Source organism: Kitasatospora sp. NPDC048298 (assembly GCF_043201465.1).
Taxonomy (GTDB): domain Bacteria; phylum Actinomycetota; class Actinomycetes; order Streptomycetales; family Streptomycetaceae; genus Kitasatospora.
In genome coordinates this window covers 96,795-112,469 of sequence record NZ_JBICYZ010000018.1, presented here as the reverse complement: position 1 = coordinate 112,469, position 15,675 = coordinate 96,795, and the positions used below count along the sequence as shown (strand labels likewise).

The following is a 15,675-nucleotide window of genomic DNA, read 5'->3' as shown; positions in this document are numbered from 1 at the left end:
CGACGGTAACGAAGAAAACCATCCGGGATTGTATGGTCCCTACACTCCGGCTCAGCCGGGCTCTCCGACGGCGCCCAGCCGGCCGAGGGCCAGCGCGATCCGCAGCGTGAACGCCGAACGTACGTCGGAGGGGGCGTACCCCGTGACGTCAGTCACACGTCGCAGCCGGTAGCGCACCGTGTTGGGGTGCACAAAGAGCATCCGGGCCGCGCCCTCCAGCGAGGAGGCCTGCTCCAGGTAGACGCTCAGCGTCTCCAGCAGGGCGGAGCCGGCCTCGTCCAGCGGTGTGTAGATCTCCTCCACCAGCTGACGGCGCGCGGCCTGGTCGCCGGCCAGCGCCCGCTCGGGCAGCAGGTCGTCGGCCAGCACCGGGCGGGGGGCGTCCGGCCAGGCGGCGCAGGCGCGCAGGCCGGCCGCGGCGGCGTGGGCCGAGCGGGTCGCGGAGAGCAGGTCGGGCACGGTCGGGCCGACCACCACCGGGCCCGGCGCGAACTGGCCGATCAGCGCCCGGGCCGCGTGCACCGGCTCCTTGTCGCCGCCGACCACGACCACCAGGCGCTTGCCCAGCACCCCGGTCAGCACGTTCAGCTTGGCGTAGCGGGCGGCCCGGCGGATCGCCTCGACCACCAGCTCGCTGTCGCCGTCCGGCGCGCTGCCCATCACCACCCGGACCTGGCTGGGCTGGCCCCAGCCGAGCGCCGCGGCCCGCGAGAGCACGCCCTCGTCGGCGTCGCCGGACAGCAGCGAGTTGACCACCAGCGCCTCCAGGCGGGCGTCCCAGGCGCCGCGCGCCTCGGCGGCCTGGGCGTACACCTGGGCGGTCGCGAAGGCGATCTCCCGGGCGTAGACCAGCACCGACTCGCGCATGTCGGCCTCGTCGCCGGGCGCGGCCACCTCCTCGATGGCCTCCTCCATCACCTCGATCGTGGTGCGGATCAGCTCGACGGTCTGGCGCAGGGTGATCGCCCTGGTCAGCTCGCGCGGGGCGGTGCCGAAGACGTCGGTGGAGATCGCCTGGGCGGCGTCGGGGTGGCGGTACCACTCGGTGAACGCGGCGATGCCGGCCTGGGCGACCAGGCCGATCCAGGACCGGTGCTCCGGCGGCATCCGCCGGTACCAGCCGAGCTGGTCGTCCATCCGCGAGATCGCGGCGGTGGCCAGCTTGCCGGAGGACTTCTCCAGCCGCTTGAGCGTCGCCGCCCGGCGCTCGGCGCGCTCGGCGGCGTTTCTGCGCTCCTGCGCGGTCAGGCGGGGCGCCGCGCGGCCCGGGCGGTCGCGGCCCGACCGGGCGGTCGGGCTCTTCCCGGTGGGGTCGGGTGCGGGGCTGGAGCTGGGGTCGTTCGTGGAGTTCGTGGAGGCGGCTGGCACAAGGACAAGACTGCCTCACGTGAGTGACTGCTCGTGCACAATCCCCGGCGGAGCGGCACGGTGGCAAGAGTCACACTCCGATGCCCACCCACTACGGTGGGGGCGTGACCGAAGCCGCCGCCCGCCCCCGTGCCGACCTGCGCCGCACCGCCGAGCGCTACCGCTCCGCCCCGGCCGAGGGCGTCGAGACCAGGCACGCGTTCTCCTTCTCCGGCCACTACGACCCGAAGAACACCCACTTCGGCGCGCTGCTCGCGTGCAACGAGGAACTCCTCGCCCCCGGGGCCGGGTTCGAGGAGCACAAGCACCGGGACACCGAGATCCTCACCTGGGTGCTGGAGGGCGCGCTGGCCCACCGGGACTCGCAGGGCCACAGCGGGGTGGTCCGGCCCGGGACGGTCCAGTACCTCAGCGCCGGCTCCGGCGTCACCCACACCGAGCGAAACGTCGGCGGTGCCACCGGTCCGGTCCGCTTCGTCCAGATGTGGCTCCAACCGGACGAGTTCGACGCGCCCCCCGCGTACGGCCTGCGCAAGGTGGAACCGGTGGACGGCGGGTTGACGCTACTGGCCTCCGGGCTGGAGCGCGACGCCGGGACGGACGCCCTGCGGCTGCGCCGCGGCGACGCCGCGCTCTGGCTGGCCACCGCAGGGCCGTGGCAGCCGCTGCCGCCGCTGCCCGAGGCGCCCTGGCGGTACGCCCACCTGACGGCCGGCTCGCTGGGCTACCGGACCGTCCCCGGGCCCAAGGGCGCCGGCCGCTCGATGGTGCCGGGCGACAGCGTGCGGATCACCGGCGAGGCCTTCGCCGATCCGGCGGCGGGCGAGACCGGCGCCGAACTCCTGCTCTGGGAGATGCACTCGCCGGTCTCGTACGGCTAGCCGTACGGCTCGGCTCAGCCCTTCGCGAGCTCTGCCAGGACGGCGTCCGAGAAGGCCGGCCAGGCCTCGACCGCCCACGGGCCGAAGTCCCGGTCGGTGAGCGCGACGCAGGCCACACCGGCCCGCGGGTCCACCCACAGGAAGGTGCCGGACTGGCCGAAGTGCCCGAAGGTCCCGGGGGAGTTGGCGGAGCCGGTCCAGTGCGGGCTCTTTTCGTCGCGGATCTCGAAGCCGAGGCCCCAGTCGTTCGGGCGCTGGTGGCCGTAGCCGGGCAGCACGCCGCTGGTTCCGGGGAAGGCGACCTCGCGGGTGGCCCGCAGGACGGTGGACGGGTCCAGCAGCTTGGGCGCCTGCAGCTCGGCGGCGAACCGGGCGAGGTCGGCGACGGTGGACAGGCCGCCGGCGCCGGCCGGGGACTTGTGCGCGGTGTGGAGCAGGGTGTCCGTCATGCCCAGCGGCTCGAACACCGCCTCGGCGACGTAGCGGGAGAACTCGATCCCGGCGGCCTCGGACAGTGCCCGGGCCAGCGCGTCGAAGCCCGCGTTGGAGTAGAGCCGGCGCTTGCCGGGCTCACCGAACACCCGGTCCTCGTCGAAGCCCAGGCCGGAGGTGTGCGCGAGCAGGTGGCGGACGGTCGCCCCGGGCGGCCCGGCCGGGTCGTCCAGCTCGAACACGCCCTCCTCGACGGCGACCAGCGCCGCGTACGAGGTGAGCAGCTTGGTGACCGAGGCGAGCGGGAACAGGTGCTGCTGCGGCCCGTGCGCGCCCAGCACAGCGCCGTCCGCCCCCCGGACCACGGCCGCCGCGGCATGGGGCACCGGCCAGTTCTCGATCATCCGCAAGCTCTCCATGGGCCCGACTCTAGTCGCCGGGAAATCCGCCGGAGAAGGTGGTGGCGGAGCCACCCGGGTAGCGGCTTGCTTGGAGTGCACTCGAAGTCGGTAGCGTCGTTCACGTCGCACAGGACAGGGGGAACGAGCGATGGCCACACCCGAACGCGTCGAGATCGACCTGCGCAGCTGCTCCGAGGTGTTCAGCAGCCCGGCCGGCGATCCGGACCGCTCGCCGCGGCACACCATCAGCGAGGTCGCCGCGGCCAGCGGACTGACCGCCCACACCCTGCGCTGGTACGAGCGGATCGGCCTGCTGGACCCGGTCGGCCGGGCCGCGGGGGGCCGGCGCCGCTACTGCGACGCCGACCTGCACCGGCTGGCCTTCCTGGGCCGGCTGCGGCTGACCGGCATGTCCGTGGCGGACATGCTCAAATACGTGGACATGGCCCGCCAGGGCGAGCGGACCTACGAGGACCGGCGGCTGCTCCTGGAGGCCCAGCGCGAGGAGGTCCGGCAGCGGATCGTGGACCTCCAGGCCACCCTCGCCGTCCTCGACCACAAGATCGATCTCTATGCCGGGAAGGTCGCCGACCGCACCGGTACCCCGGTCCAATGCCAGAACATCCGTGTAGAGGAAGAGCAGAGCGCATGACTCAGACCGTCCTTCCCACCGTCGAACTCGGCACCGGAGGCCCGCTGGTGGGCGTCCAGGGCCTCGGCTGCATGGGCATGAGCGAGTTCTACGGCCACACCGACACCGGTGAGGCGCTCGCCACCCTGGACGCCGCCCTGGAGGCCGGCGTCACCCTCTTCGACACCGCCGACATGTACGGCTCCGGCCGCAACGAGGAGCTGATCGGCCCCTTCGTCCGGGCCAACCGGGACAAGGTGGTGCTCGCCACCAAGTTCTCCATCGTGCGCTCCGCGGAGGACGCCTCCGTCCGAGGCATCCGCAACGACCCGGAGTACATCCGGACCGCGGTCGACGCCTCGCTGCGCCGCCTCGGCGTCGACGTGATCGACCTGTACTACATGCACCGCCGCGACCCGGCCGTGCCGCTGGCCGACTCGGTCGGCGCCATGGCCGAGCTGGTGAAGGCCGGCAAGGTGCGCCACCTCGGCCTGTCCGAGGTGACCGGGGCGGAGCTGCGCGAGGCGCACGCGATCCACCCGATCGCCGCGCTGCAGTCCGAGTGGTCGGTGTTCGCCCGCGACGTCGAGCGCACGGCGGTGCCGGCCGCCGCGGAGCTGGGCGTCGCCTTCGTGCCGTACTCGCCGCTCGGGCGCGGGTTCCTGACCGGCGCCTTCCAGAACGCCGAGGAGCTCCCGGCGGACGACTTCCGCCGGAACTTCCCGCGCTTCACCGGCGACAACGCCGCCGCCAACGGCGAACTGCTCGCCCCGCTGCGGGAGATCGCGGCGGCCCACGGCGTGACGCTCGCCCAGGTCGCGCTGGCCTGGGTGCACCAGCGGGCCGAGGTGCACGGACTGGCCGTGGTGCCGATCCCGGGCACCCGCAAGCGCAGCCGGCTCGCCGAGAACACCGCGGCGGCGACGCTGCGGCTGACCGCCGAGGAACTGGCGCTGCTGGAGCCGGTGGCCGGCCGGGTGGCGGGCAACCGCTACGCGGACATGAGCTCGACCTCGGCCGCGCGCGAGTAGCCGGACGCCGACGGCCCGGCGGGGCCGGGGAGTCCGTTCGGCGCTCCCCGGCCCCGCCGCGTCGGGTTCAGACCGTACGGCCGGTCCAGGCGGCCAGCCGGGTGTGCACGTCGGCGTCCTCGGCGACCGGCCGGACGGCGGCGAACGGGACGCCCGGCCCCCGCCGTTCGGTCGGCAGCGCGGACTCGGCGATGCCCAGCGCGGTCCGCGCCAGGTCGTCGTCCAGGGCGAAGCCGTTGTCCAGGGCGACGGCGATGTCCCAGGAGTGGGTCACCAGCTCCATCAGGTAGCCGCCCACCGCCGCCGCGCCGGGCACCTCGCCCCAGGGGACGACGGTCGGGCGGCCGAGCTTGGCGTCGTCCGCCCAGGCGGCGGTCACCCGGGCCCGGGCGCGGCCCAGCGCGGCCGGCCAGCCCTCGTCCGAGGGGTCCTCGATGGCGGGCACGGCGTCCCGGGCATGGCCGCCCTCGCCCAAGTAGGCGAACCGGTGGACGCCGCCGACCACGTGGTTCAGCAGCTCGCGCAGGGTGAACTCGGGGCAGGGCGTGGGCCGTTCGAGGTCGGCCGGGGTGATCGTGGCGAACAGCTTCTCCAGCTGGTCGAGGGCGCTGCGGTACTGCGGGCGGGCATCCTGGACGGCGGTCATCCGTGCTCAACTCCCTGGTGTCGGGTGGTTTTTCGGGCTCGGAACGCAATCTCCCAGTAAAACCTGACAGTTGCCGTCAGGATTACTGGGATTCTTGGTGCATGAAGGCCGACCGCCTGCTCTCGATCCTCCTGCTGCTCCAGACCCGCGGCCAGGTGTCCGCCACCGAACTCGCCGAGCGGCTGGAGGTGTCCGTCCGCACCATCTACCGCGACGTCGAGTCGCTCTCCGCCGCCGGGGTGCCGGTGTTCACCGAACGCGGGCGGCACGGCGGCATCGGCCTGCTGCCCGGCTACCGCACCGACGTCACCGGCCTGACCGCGGACGAGGCCAGGGCGCTGTTCGTGCTCTCCGCCCAGGGCGCGCACAGCGACCTCGGGCTGGACGGCGCGCTCGGCTCGGCGCTGCGCAAGGTGATGGCGGCGCTGCCGGCCCCGCACCGGCCCGGCGCCGAGCGGATCAGCGAGCGGATCCTGGTCGACCCGGCCCGCTGGATGCAGACCCCAGGCGCGGCCGGCCCCGCCGCCGGGCCGGACCTCGGCGAACTGCAGTACGCCGTCTTCGCGGACCGGCGGCTGCGGCTGCGCTACCGGCACGGCGGCACGCCCGCGCCGGTGGAGTACACCGTCGACCCGTACGGGCTGGTGAGCAAGGCCGCGGTCTGGTACCTGGTGGCCGACCTGCACGGCGAGCCGCGGCTGTTCCGGGCCGACCGGGTGCTGGCCGCCGAGACCACCGAGGAGGCGGTGCGGCGCCGGGCCGGGGTCGGGCTCGGCGACGTCTGGGCGGTGCTGCGCGAGCAGGTGGAGCGGCTGCCGAAGGACGTGCCGGTGCGGGTGCGGGTTCGGCGCGGACGGCTGGACATGTTCCTGCGCATCCACGGCGGCCGGGTCACCGCCCCGCCGCCGGAGCCGGGTGCGGGGCCGGCCGAGGAGTGGGCCGAGGTGGCGATGGCCTTCCCGGCCCCGGCGGCCGTCCGGTCGCTGCTGGCCTTCGGGGCGGAGGTCGAGGTGCTGGCCCCGCCGGCCGCCCGGCGGGAGCTCGCCCGGGCGGCGGCGGACGCCCTGCGGTTGTACCAGGAGCAGGGTGCCTAGGCGCCGGGCGTTCAGGCGCCGGGCCGCTACTGGTCGGGGTTCGGCCGGAGCACGTCCTGGTAGTGGCCGAGCGAGATCGCCGCGAAGTTGTGCAGGCTGTCGGTGCCCTCGCTGAAGTAGCCGTTGTGGCCGACCGCGCGGGCCGAGGAGATCTGCTCGGAGCCGAAGCCGCTCGCCGTCGGGTCGGCGCCGTGGCCGAGCCCGCCGACCTCCAGGAACGGCACGTTGCCGATCCAGTCGCTGGGGTTGCGGGTGGCCCAGACGTGCACGCCGGCGCCCAGCTCGGTGGTGCTCTGCACGCCCATGCCCGGGCTGCCGAAGACCATCAGGTCGGTGATGCCGGAGGTGTCGGACGGCGAGGCGGCCGCGCGCGGGATCTCCGGGGCGGCGGTGCCACAGACCACCGAGCCGTACGAGTGGCAGAGCAGCGACGGCGGCGCGTCCGGCCGGGTGGTCTCCTTGAGCCCGGCGAGCAGCCGCTCCAGCCGGGGGGCGGCGACGTCGGCGAGCCGGGAGGTGGCCGCGTCCGGGCCGAGGCCGGAGGGGGTGACGTAGCCGGTCCAGGAGATCACGGCGGTCCGGGTGCCCGCCGCCTGGTGCCGCTCCTCGGCGTACAGGGCGCGGGCCATCCCGGCCGGGGAGCGCAGTGGATCCGCGGCCTGGTCGTGGTGGCCGAGGTCGGCGTCCGAGCCGGGGACGAGCACGGAGATCCGCTCGGCGTCGGCGAGGTCGCCCCACACCTCGGTGACCAGGCCGCGGCCGCGCGGGTCGAAGGCCAGGATCTGCCGGTCCGGGGCGAGCAGGTGTTCGACGTCGTTGGCGCGGGAGACGGCCAGCGCGCGGGTGTCGGAGTCCAGCTTGCGGTCCGCGGCGCGGGCCCGGGCCTGGTCGCGCTCGGCGGCCAGGGCGATCCGGTTGGCGCGGTAGCGCAGGTCCAGCGGGGCGCCGTCGTAGTTGCCGACGACCAGCGGGTAGTCCTGGATCAGCCGGTCCAGCTCGGTGGGCGCGAGCGAGGCGAAGAACGCCGCGGCGGCGGCCGGCGTGGTGATGGCCGGGTCGGGCAGGGAGCGGCCGAAGGAGTGGTCCTGGATCCAGGCGGCGCTGCCGGCCGGAGGCGTGGAGATCGCCAGCTGTTCGGAGGAGACCGCGGCCGCGGCGGCGGAGGCTCCGGCGTCGGCGAGCACCGCGCAGCCGGCGAACGCCCCGATCAGTACCCGCTTCCAGCGTCGACGGTTGCGCACCGCACCAACTCCCTTGGGGCCCGTCACCGTTTCGCGGGCGGTGCCCGGAGGGTGCGATGGTTCTGCTGACTTCCCTGCGCAAGCCTAGGGCGCCCGAAGGGGCGGCGGGAACGCCTAAACTGTGGGATGGATCACATGAACCGGGGGTGTCCTCACGGCGTCTCCCAGTGGTTCGGGCGGCGCGTGCGGTCGGGTGCGACACGGGCCGGCGGGGTGGCGCTCAGGCGTCGAACTCGCGCACCAGGCGCTTCGGCGCCGTCCGCCGCCAGGCCTCGGTGACCAGGTCGTGCAGCTCGTCCCGGTCCACCAGGTCCAGCCGGACGCTCACCCAGCCGTGCCGCCCGACGTACGGGGCGGAGGAGAACACCTCGGGTTCGGCGGCGAGCAGTTCGGCCTGGTCCTCGGGGGAGGCCTTCACGCTGACGCGCTCCCCGTCGGGTGCGCCCATCGCGAAGATCCGGCCGCGGACCCGCAGCGTCTCGATGTCCCAGGTCGGCTCCTGGACGGCCTCGGGCAGGGCCAGACCCATCGCGCGGAACTCGTCGAACGTCACCATGGCGGCAGGGTAGGGCAGGGCGCCGACAGCGCGCCCCCGGCGCGCGGCACGGCGCACCGGGGGCGGCTCACGCCTGGCGTGCCGTCACACCACGCCCAGCGCGTACGCGGCGAACAGCGCCGCCGCCGCCCCGGCCACCGTCTTGCCGCCCCGCGAGAAGGCCGTCCACGGGCCGTCGAACCGGCGGGTGAACCAGCCGACCGCCACCAGTACGGCGCCGAACAGCGGCAGCAGCGCCAGCCGGGCGGCCACCCAGCCGAGCGAGTCCGGCGCGGTGGTCAGGCCCGGGACGGCGCCCAGGGCGGCCGCGCCTGGCACCGCGACCGCGAGCATCGCGCTCTGGTGCCAGCAGAAGACCGTCATCGCCGACAGGTTGACCACCACGACCGGCAGCCACAGCAGCGGGCGGCGGGTCAGCAGCCGGCCCAGCCGCTCCCGCAGCAGCACCGCGGCGCCGCACTGGAACGCGGCCAGGGCGAGCACCAGCAGGGACGGCGGGTGCGAGTTGGTTCGCGCGGCCCCGGGCACGCCGACCATGCTGGCCGGGTAGTGGAAGACCAGCAGCAGCGCGGCGAACAGCGCGCCGCCGCCGAGCAGCAGCACCCGGGCCGCCGGGCGGCCGAGCCGGCCCTGCGCCCAGAGCACGCCCAGCTGGTAGCCGAACAGCCAGCCCGGCAGGATGTTCAGCAGCGCCACCCAGGACGGCACCGCCCCGGCCCACGGCCCGTACCGGAGCAGGTCGACGGCGGCGACCACGACCACCGGCAGGCCCGCCGACCAGCCGCCGAGCCGGCGCCCAGCGGCCACGCAGAGCGGGGTGAGCGCGGTCAGCCCCAGGTAGACGGCGATGTACCAGAGCGGCTGCACCACCAGGGTGGCGCCGGTGCGCAGGGTGTCCGCGGGGACGCCGAGCGCGGGCAGCAGCGGGACCAGCGCCGCCCAGACGGCCGCCACCCCGAGCACCGGGCGCAGCAGCCGGACGGTACGGGCCCACAGCCAGTCGCGGGTCCGCAGGCCCTTGGCCCGGGCGCGCTCCAGCGAGCGGACCGAGGAGTGGCCGCCGACCAGGAAGAACACCCCGAGCATCTGGAGCACCCAGCTGAGCGGGGCGAAGAAGTCGAGGGTGGAGAGCGGACTGGCGTTGTGCAGGGCGCCGTCGGGGGTGCGGGTGAAGCCGCCGAGCATCCAGTGTCCGACGGGCACGGCGAGCAGGGCCAGGGCGCGCAGCCCGTCCAGGGCGCGGTCGCGGTCGGCCGGGGTCTTCGCGTCGACGCGGGCGGCGGCGCGGCGCAGGGCGGTGAGCGGGCTGGGGGTGGTGGTGCCGGCCATGGCGTGGTGTTCCTTCCGGTGCGGGCGGTCAGGCGCGGCCGAGCGCGACGTCGGCGTAGGCGGCGAGGGAGGCGGTGCCGGGGGCGAAGTAGCCGGTGTGGCCGTGGGATCCGGTGGCGGGCAGCGGGCGGGCCCCGAAGCCGGTGCCGGTCGGGTCGGCGCCGTGGCCGAGGCCGAACAGCCGGACGTTGGGCACCTCGCCGATCCAGTCGGAGCCGTTGCGGGCGGTGGCCCAGAGCGGAACGCCGGGGTCGAGGTCGGCGGCCGAGTCGACGCCCATGCCGGGCGAGCCGAGCACCACCACGCCGGAGGCCTGCGCGGGCGTGGGGCGGGCCAGGCCGCAGACCACGGAGCCGTAGCTGTGGCAGAACACGGTGGGCGGGGCCTGTGGGCGGGTGGTGACGGCGAGTCCGTCGAGCAGTCGGGTGAGGCGCGGGGCGCCGGCCCGGGCCAGGTCCTCGGTGGCGGCGTCCGGGCCGAGGCCGAGCGGGGTGGTGTAGCCGGCCCAGGCGATCACGGCGGTCTGCCGGTCGGTGGCGTCCAGGAGGGCGCGGGCCATGCCGGCGGGGGTGCCGTACGGGTCGGAGGTGCGGTCGAAGCGGAGCAGGTCGATGTCCGAGCCGGGGACGATCACGGCGGTGCGGCGGGCGGTGGCGAGGTCGCCGTACACCTCGGCGACCTGGCCGCGGCCGCGCGGGTCGAAGGCGAGGACCTGGCGGCCGCCGTCCAGCAGGGCGCGGTAGTGCTCGGCCCGGGTGCGGGCGGCCGCGTGGTCCTGCGGGGTGAGCGCGGGGTCGGTGGCCCGGGCGAGTTCGCGGGTGCGTTCGGCGGCCAGGGCGAGGGCGTTGGCCCGGTACCGGAGGGCGACCGGGGCGCCGTCCAGGTTGCCGACCACCAGCGGGTGCCGGGCGGCCAGGGCCTCCTGCGTGGCCGGGGCCAACCCGGCGAAGAACGCGGCGACAAGGGCCGGGGTGGCGGTGGCCGGGTCGGGCGGCCGCAGGCCGAGCGAGGTGTCGGCGGTCCAGGCGGCGCTGCCGGGCGGCGGGCCGGTGACGGGGGTCTGGGTGTCGGCGGCCCAGCCGCCCGTGCCGAGCGCCACCGCCAGTGCCAGCGCGGTGGCGGCGATCGCCCGTCTGGTCCGGAACCTGCGCATGTCCGTGCTCCCCCTCGTCGGCGCGGCCGCCGAGTCGGTTCGGCGTCCGGTGGAGAGGAAGGTAGGAACGCGACGGCCCCGCGGACGTCACACCGCGGGGCCAACTCCCGGGTGCTACCCGGGTATCAGGGGGGCCGCCCGAGCGGGCGGGCGCCGGCTACTGACCCGGTGCCACCAGGCCCGACTCGTAGGCCAGGACGACCGCCTGGGCGCGGTCGCGCAGGCCGAGCTTGGCGAGGATCCGCCCGATGTGCGTCTTGACGGTCTGCTCGGCGAGCACCAGTCCGGCGGCTATCTCCTGGTTGGACAGGCCGCGGGCGATCAGCTCCAGCACCTCGGTCTCGCGCGGGGTCAGGCCGTTGAGCCGCACCTTGGGGTCGCGGCGCTTCGCCGGGCGGGTGCGGGCGAAGTCCTCGATCAGCCGGCGGGTCACCGAGGGGGCGAGCAGCGCCTCGCCGGCGGCGACCACCCGGACCGCGGCGATCAGGTCGGCCGGCGGGGCGTCCTTGAGCAGGAAGCCGCTGGCCCCGGCGCGCAGCGCCTCGTACACGTAGTCGTCCACGTCGAAGGTGGTCAGCATCAGCACCTTGGGCCGGTGGGCGCCGGGCACCTCGGGGTCGAGCAGCCGCCGGGCCGCCTCCAGGCCGTCCATGACGGGCATCCGGACGTCCATCAGCACCACGTCCGGGTGGGTGCGGCCGTTGACCTCCAGGGCCTGGGCGCCGTCCGCCGCGTCCCCCACCACGTCGATGTCGCTCTGGGCGTTGAGCAGGGCCGCGAAGCCGGCGCGCACCATGGCCTGGTCGTCGACGATGATCACGCGGATGGTCATGCGGTGGTCTCCCGGGGGGTGTCGGGGCTGTCGGGGCGGTCGAGGGGCAGGACGGCGGCCACCTTGAAGCCGCCGTCCGGCAGCGGACCGGTGTCCAGCCTGCCACCGACCAGCCGGACGCGTTCGCGCATTCCGACCAGCCCCTGCCCGGTGCCCTCCGCCGAGGCCTCCAGCGACTCGGTGGGTTGCGGCGGGGGCGCGTTGACCACCGTCACCAGCAGCGCCGGACCGTCCGTGGTCAGCGAGACCCAGGTCCGCGCGCCGGGGGCGTGCCGCACCACGTTGGCCAGCGCCTCCTGCACGATCCGGTACGCGGACAGCCCGACGGCCTGCGGCGCCTGGCCTGCCAGGTCCGCCGCGTCCGGCTCCAGGGTCAGTTCGGCCGCCACCCCGGCCCGGCCCACCGTCTCGACCAGCTGGGCGAGTTGACCGACCCCGGGCTGGGGCGCCTTGTCCCCGCCGGACTCCTCGCTGCGCAGCACGCCGAGCAGCCGGCGCATCTCGGCCAGTGACTCGCGGGCGGTGCCGGCTATCGCGGTGAACTCCTCGGCGGCCTCGTCCGGTACGCCGCCGATCCGGTACGGCGCGCTGGCCGCCTGCACCGCGATGACCGACATGTGGTGGGCCACCACGTCGTGCAACTCCCGTGCGATCCGGGCTCGTTCCTCCAGCAGCGTGCGGCGTTCGCGCTCGACCTCGCTGATCTGCTCCTGCTCGGTGAGCAGTCGGCGGGCCACGGCGCGGTCCCGGACGGCCCAGCCGAGCAGCAGCGCGGCGCCGCTGAGCGCGATCAGCAGCACGGTCGTGCCGTCGCCGGGCCGGGGCAGGCCGAGGGTGGTGGTGACCACGGTGAGCAGGACGGTGGCGACCCAGACCGAGACCAGGGTGGCCCGGCTCTCCCGCAGCGCGAGGGCGAGCAGCAGGAAGACGTACCCGATGATCATCGGAGCCGTCCACGGCCAGCTGCCCATCACCTGCTCGTGGCGGGCGGTGATGGCGGCGGTGGCGACCAGGGTGGCGGCGCTGATCCACCAGGCGGCCAGCGGCCGGGTGACGGCGAGGAACAGCGGCGTGGTCTGGGCGACGGTCAGCGCGCCGGCCACCGGCACCGCCAGGCCGTAGAAGCCGACCAGGTTGACGATCCCGGTGGGGATCAGCGAGGCCTGCAGGATGATCACGACGATGTACGGGAGCCGGCGCACCCAGCGCCGGCGGGAGTCCCCGAGCAGCGGGGTGTGGTCCTCGCTCGGGGTGGTCAGGTGGTGCCGCAGGGTGCGCAGTTGGCGCAGCGCGAACCCGCGGCCGTCGGCTCTGGTGGGTGTCTTCATCGGGGGCCACCCTAGGCGGCCTGGCCCGTGTCGGGCGTCGGACTGGAGCGCGAACTTCCGGGTGGTACCGGGGCATCGGGTGATACCCCGGTATGACGGGCGGGGCCCGGGCGGTACCGCGGGTGGGTGGTGCTACGGGCGCCAGTGGCCGGCCAGGGCGGGGCCGAGCTGGTCGAAGTAGCGCTCGATCACCGCGACCATGCCCTCGGGGCCGGCCGGCTCGCGTTCGGCGCTCCAGGCCAGGTGGGCCGAGCGCAGCAGGCTGGCGAAGACGGCGGCGAGCACGGCCGGGCGCAGGTCCTCGGCCGGGTCCAGGCCCTCGCGTTCGGCGAGCACCTGGATCACCACCTGCTCCTGCTCGGTGACCCGGCGCAGGTGGGCGGCGAGCAGCGGGGGCGTCTCCTCGATCATCCGCATGAGTTCGAGGGCGCTGTGGATCGAGTCGGGGCCGGAGCCCTCCGCGCTGCCGAGGTCGAGCCAGGCCTTGACGATCGCGGCGCGCAGGGCCTGGAGCGGGGTCTCCTCGGCCGGGCGGCGGCGCAGGCACGCGATGAAGTAGTCCTCGGCCACGGCCATCACGGCGAGCGCGACCTCGTCCTTGTTGGCGAAGTAGCGGAAGAAGGTGCGCTGGGAGACGTCGACGGCGGAGGCGATCTCGTCGACGGTCGTGTGGGCGAAGCCCTGCCGGAGGAAGAGCACGTGGGCGGCCTGGATCAGGGCGGTCCGGGTCTGCTGCTTCTTGCGCTCGCGCAGCCCCGGTGTGCGGGCGGGGCCCTCCGGGGCGTCGGTGGTGCGGGGGGCGTGAGCGGCCATGGCGGGGGCCTTCCGGAGCGCGGGGTGGGGCGGGTGGGAGCACAACCTTAGCGCTCTGACAAATGTCAGTGCTGGTCAGAAGTCACTGTTTGCCGTATGTCAGAGGCTGACATAATCTGCCGTGGTGGCGTCCGTCGGGCCGGGGCACCTGTGGGGACGGGTGGGCCGGGGCGCCACGACCACGTCCTGAACCGAGCCACGCCCCCGGAGGGCCCAGATGAGCCAGTCCGTCGTGAAGAACTCCGAGGCGGACGCACCGCCGCCGCCGAATCCACCGTCGGGGGGCGGCCTCAAGGGGCACCCCTGGCTGACTCTGCTGACCGTCGCGGTCGGCGTCATGATGGTCGCGCTGGACGGCACGATCGTCGCCATCGCCAACCCGGTGATCCAGGAGAAGCTGCACGCGGCGCCCTCCGAGATCCAGTGGGTCACCAGCGGCTACCTGCTGGCCCTGGCGGTCTTCCTGATCACCGCCGGCAAGATCGGTGACCGCTTCGGCCACAAGAGCACCTTCCTGGTCGGCGCGGTGGGCTTCGCCGCCACCTCGGCCGCGATCGGCTTCGCTGGCAACATCCAGACCGTGATCGCCTTCCGGGTGCTCCAGGGCCTGTTCGGCGCGCTGCTCCAGCCGGCCGCGCTCGGCCTGCTGCGCGGGGCCTTCCCGGCCGAGAAGCTCAACATGGCGATCGGCATCTGGGGCGGCGTGATCGGCGCCTCCACCGCGGCCGGTCCGATCGTCGGCGGCCTGCTGGTCGAGCACGTCAGCTGGGAGTCGGTGTTCTTCATCAACATCCCGGTCGGCCTGATCGCGCTGGCGCTGGGCCTGTGGATCCTCAGGGACGTCCGGGCCGAGAACGCCGCCAAGTCCTTCGACCTGCCGGGCATCGCGCTGCTCTCGGTGGGGATGTTCGCGCTGGTCTTCGGCATCATCAAGGCCCCCGAGTGGGGCTGGGGCGACACCAGGACGCTGCTGTTCCTGGGCGGCGCGGTGGTCCTGATGGTGCTGTTCGCGTTCTGGCAGGGCCGGGCGAAGGAGCCGCTGGTCCCGCTCGGCCTGTTCCGCTCGGTGCCGCTGTCGGCGGGCGTGCTGCTGATGGTGCTGATGGCCTTCGCGTTCTTCGGCGCGCTCTTCTTCGTGACCTTCTACCTCCAGAACGTGCACGGGATGAAGCCGGTCGAGGCGGGCGTCCACCTGCTGCCGATGACCGGCATGATGATCGTCGGTTCGCCGCTGGCCGGCATCGCGATCGGCAAGCTGGGCCCGCGCATCCCGATCGTGGCCGGCATGCTGATCACCACCGCCGCGATGTTCGGCATGTCCACCCTGGAGACCGACTCCGGCAACGGCGTGATGTCGCTCTGGTTCGTCCTGCTGGGCCTCGGCCTCAGCCCGGTCATGGTCGGCGCCACCGAGGTGGTCGTCGGCAACGCCCCGCTGGAGCTCTCCGGCGTGGCCGGCGGCCTCCAGCAGGCCGCGATGCAGGTCGGCGGCAGCCTCGGCACCGCGGCGCTGGGCGCGCTGATGGCCGCGAAGGTCGGCGACGTGCTGCCGGGCAACTGGGCCAAGGCCGGCCTGCCGCCGGTCGAGGGCACGGCGGGCGAGGGCCTCAAGCAGGCCGCCCAGCTCGGCATCGCCCCGCCGGCCCCGGCCGGCACCCCGCAGCAGGCGGTGGACGCGATGGCCGGCGCCGTCCACGAGTCCTTCGTGAGCGGCATGTCGCTCGCCTTCGCGGTGGCCGCCGTGGTGGCCTTCGCCGCCGCCGTGCTCGGCCTGCTCACCCGCCGCGGCACCACCGACGCGGGCCCGGCCGTGCACATCTGACGGGCGCCCCCGACGCCGCAACGCCACGGCCCCGGACTCCTCGGAGTCCGGGGCCGTCGTGGTGCTCCCGCCGTCAGGCGCGCGAGTGCGCGGCGCACGCCGAAGGGCCGGACCCCC

Annotated in this window: 15 protein-coding genes; 5 read left to right on the top strand and 10 right to left on the bottom strand. The window is 74.8% G+C overall.

Annotation, left to right across the window (positions count from 1 at the left end):
• Positions 1 to 51 precede the first annotated feature (51 nt).
• The gene (locus tag ACGF0D_RS16655) at positions 52 to 1,248 is read right to left on the bottom strand and encodes a PucR family transcriptional regulator (protein ID WP_392870105.1); all 1,197 of its coding nucleotides are present in this window, start codon (positions 1,246 to 1,248) and stop codon (positions 52 to 54) included.
• 224 nt (positions 1,249 to 1,472) lie between these two features.
• Between ACGF0D_RS16655 and ACGF0D_RS16650 the strand changes: the two genes are divergently transcribed.
• Complete coding sequence (locus ACGF0D_RS16650) at positions 1,473 to 2,249, top strand: pirin family protein (RefSeq protein ID WP_392916746.1); 777 nt, start codon at positions 1,473 to 1,475, stop codon at positions 2,247 to 2,249.
• A 14-nt stretch (positions 2,250 to 2,263) separates the two neighbouring features.
• Here the strand turns inward: ACGF0D_RS16650 and ACGF0D_RS16645 are convergent, their stop codons facing one another.
• Complete coding sequence (locus ACGF0D_RS16645) at positions 2,264 to 3,100, bottom strand: serine hydrolase domain-containing protein (protein WP_392916743.1); 837 nt, start codon at positions 3,098 to 3,100, stop codon at positions 2,264 to 2,266.
• A 130-nt stretch (positions 3,101 to 3,230) separates the two neighbouring features.
• Between ACGF0D_RS16645 and ACGF0D_RS16640 the strand changes: the two genes are divergently transcribed.
• A complete protein-coding gene (locus tag ACGF0D_RS16640) occupies positions 3,231 to 3,734 on the top strand; it encodes a MerR family transcriptional regulator (RefSeq protein WP_392869728.1) in 504 nt (167 codons plus the stop codon).
• The gene (locus ACGF0D_RS16635; RefSeq protein WP_392916740.1) at positions 3,731 to 4,744 is read left to right on the top strand and encodes an aldo/keto reductase; all 1,014 of its coding nucleotides are present in this window, start codon (positions 3,731 to 3,733) and stop codon (positions 4,742 to 4,744) included. The genes ACGF0D_RS16640 and ACGF0D_RS16635 overlap by 4 nt, the downstream gene beginning before the upstream one ends.
• 67 nt (positions 4,745 to 4,811) lie before the next feature.
• Here ACGF0D_RS16635 and ACGF0D_RS16630 read toward each other — a convergent pair whose 3' ends face one another.
• Positions 4,812 to 5,390 (bottom strand): TIGR03086 family metal-binding protein, encoded by a 579-nt coding sequence (locus tag ACGF0D_RS16630; protein WP_392916737.1) that lies wholly within the window; start codon positions 5,388 to 5,390, stop codon positions 4,812 to 4,814.
• 101 nt (positions 5,391 to 5,491) lie between these two features.
• Here ACGF0D_RS16630 and ACGF0D_RS16625 point away from each other — a divergent pair, with 101 nt between their 5' ends.
• The gene (locus tag ACGF0D_RS16625) at positions 5,492 to 6,484 is read left to right on the top strand and encodes a helix-turn-helix transcriptional regulator (RefSeq protein WP_392916735.1); all 993 of its coding nucleotides are present in this window, start codon (positions 5,492 to 5,494) and stop codon (positions 6,482 to 6,484) included.
• A 26-nt stretch (positions 6,485 to 6,510) separates the two neighbouring features.
• Here ACGF0D_RS16625 and ACGF0D_RS16620 read toward each other — a convergent pair whose 3' ends face one another.
• The 7 genes from ACGF0D_RS16620 to ACGF0D_RS16590 form a co-directional block, all read right to left on the bottom strand.
• Positions 6,511 to 7,725 (bottom strand): alpha/beta hydrolase, encoded by a 1,215-nt coding sequence (locus ACGF0D_RS16620; protein ID WP_392916732.1) that lies wholly within the window; start codon positions 7,723 to 7,725, stop codon positions 6,511 to 6,513.
• A 220-nt stretch (positions 7,726 to 7,945) separates the two neighbouring features.
• On the bottom strand, positions 7,946 to 8,281 hold the full coding sequence (locus ACGF0D_RS16615) for an MmcQ/YjbR family DNA-binding protein (RefSeq protein WP_392869718.1): 336 nt from the start codon (positions 8,279 to 8,281) through the stop codon (positions 7,946 to 7,948).
• An 84-nt stretch (positions 8,282 to 8,365) separates the two neighbouring features.
• Positions 8,366 to 9,610, bottom strand: coding sequence for an acyltransferase (locus tag ACGF0D_RS16610; protein WP_392916729.1), 1,245 nt, complete (start codon positions 9,608 to 9,610; stop codon positions 8,366 to 8,368).
• Positions 9,611 to 9,638: 28 nt separating this feature from the next.
• The gene (locus tag ACGF0D_RS16605) at positions 9,639 to 10,763 is read right to left on the bottom strand and encodes an alpha/beta hydrolase (RefSeq protein ID WP_392916726.1); all 1,125 of its coding nucleotides are present in this window, start codon (positions 10,761 to 10,763) and stop codon (positions 9,639 to 9,641) included.
• 157 nt (positions 10,764 to 10,920) lie between these two features.
• On the bottom strand, positions 10,921 to 11,595 hold the full coding sequence (locus tag ACGF0D_RS16600; RefSeq protein ID WP_392869712.1) for a response regulator: 675 nt from the start codon (positions 11,593 to 11,595) through the stop codon (positions 10,921 to 10,923).
• Positions 11,592 to 12,923, bottom strand: coding sequence for a sensor histidine kinase (locus ACGF0D_RS16595; RefSeq protein ID WP_392916723.1), 1,332 nt, complete (start codon positions 12,921 to 12,923; stop codon positions 11,592 to 11,594). Before ACGF0D_RS16595 ends, ACGF0D_RS16600 begins: the two co-directional genes overlap by 4 nt.
• A 132-nt stretch (positions 12,924 to 13,055) precedes the next feature.
• Entirely contained in the window at positions 13,056 to 13,736 is a 681-nt protein-coding gene (locus ACGF0D_RS16590) for a TetR family transcriptional regulator (RefSeq protein ID WP_392869708.1), read from the bottom strand.
• 232 nt (positions 13,737 to 13,968) lie between these two features.
• Between ACGF0D_RS16590 and ACGF0D_RS16585 the strand changes: the two genes are divergently transcribed.
• Entirely contained in the window at positions 13,969 to 15,558 is a 1,590-nt protein-coding gene (locus ACGF0D_RS16585) for an MFS transporter (RefSeq protein WP_392870102.1), read from the top strand.
• The last annotated feature ends 117 nt before the right edge of the window (positions 15,559 to 15,675 follow it).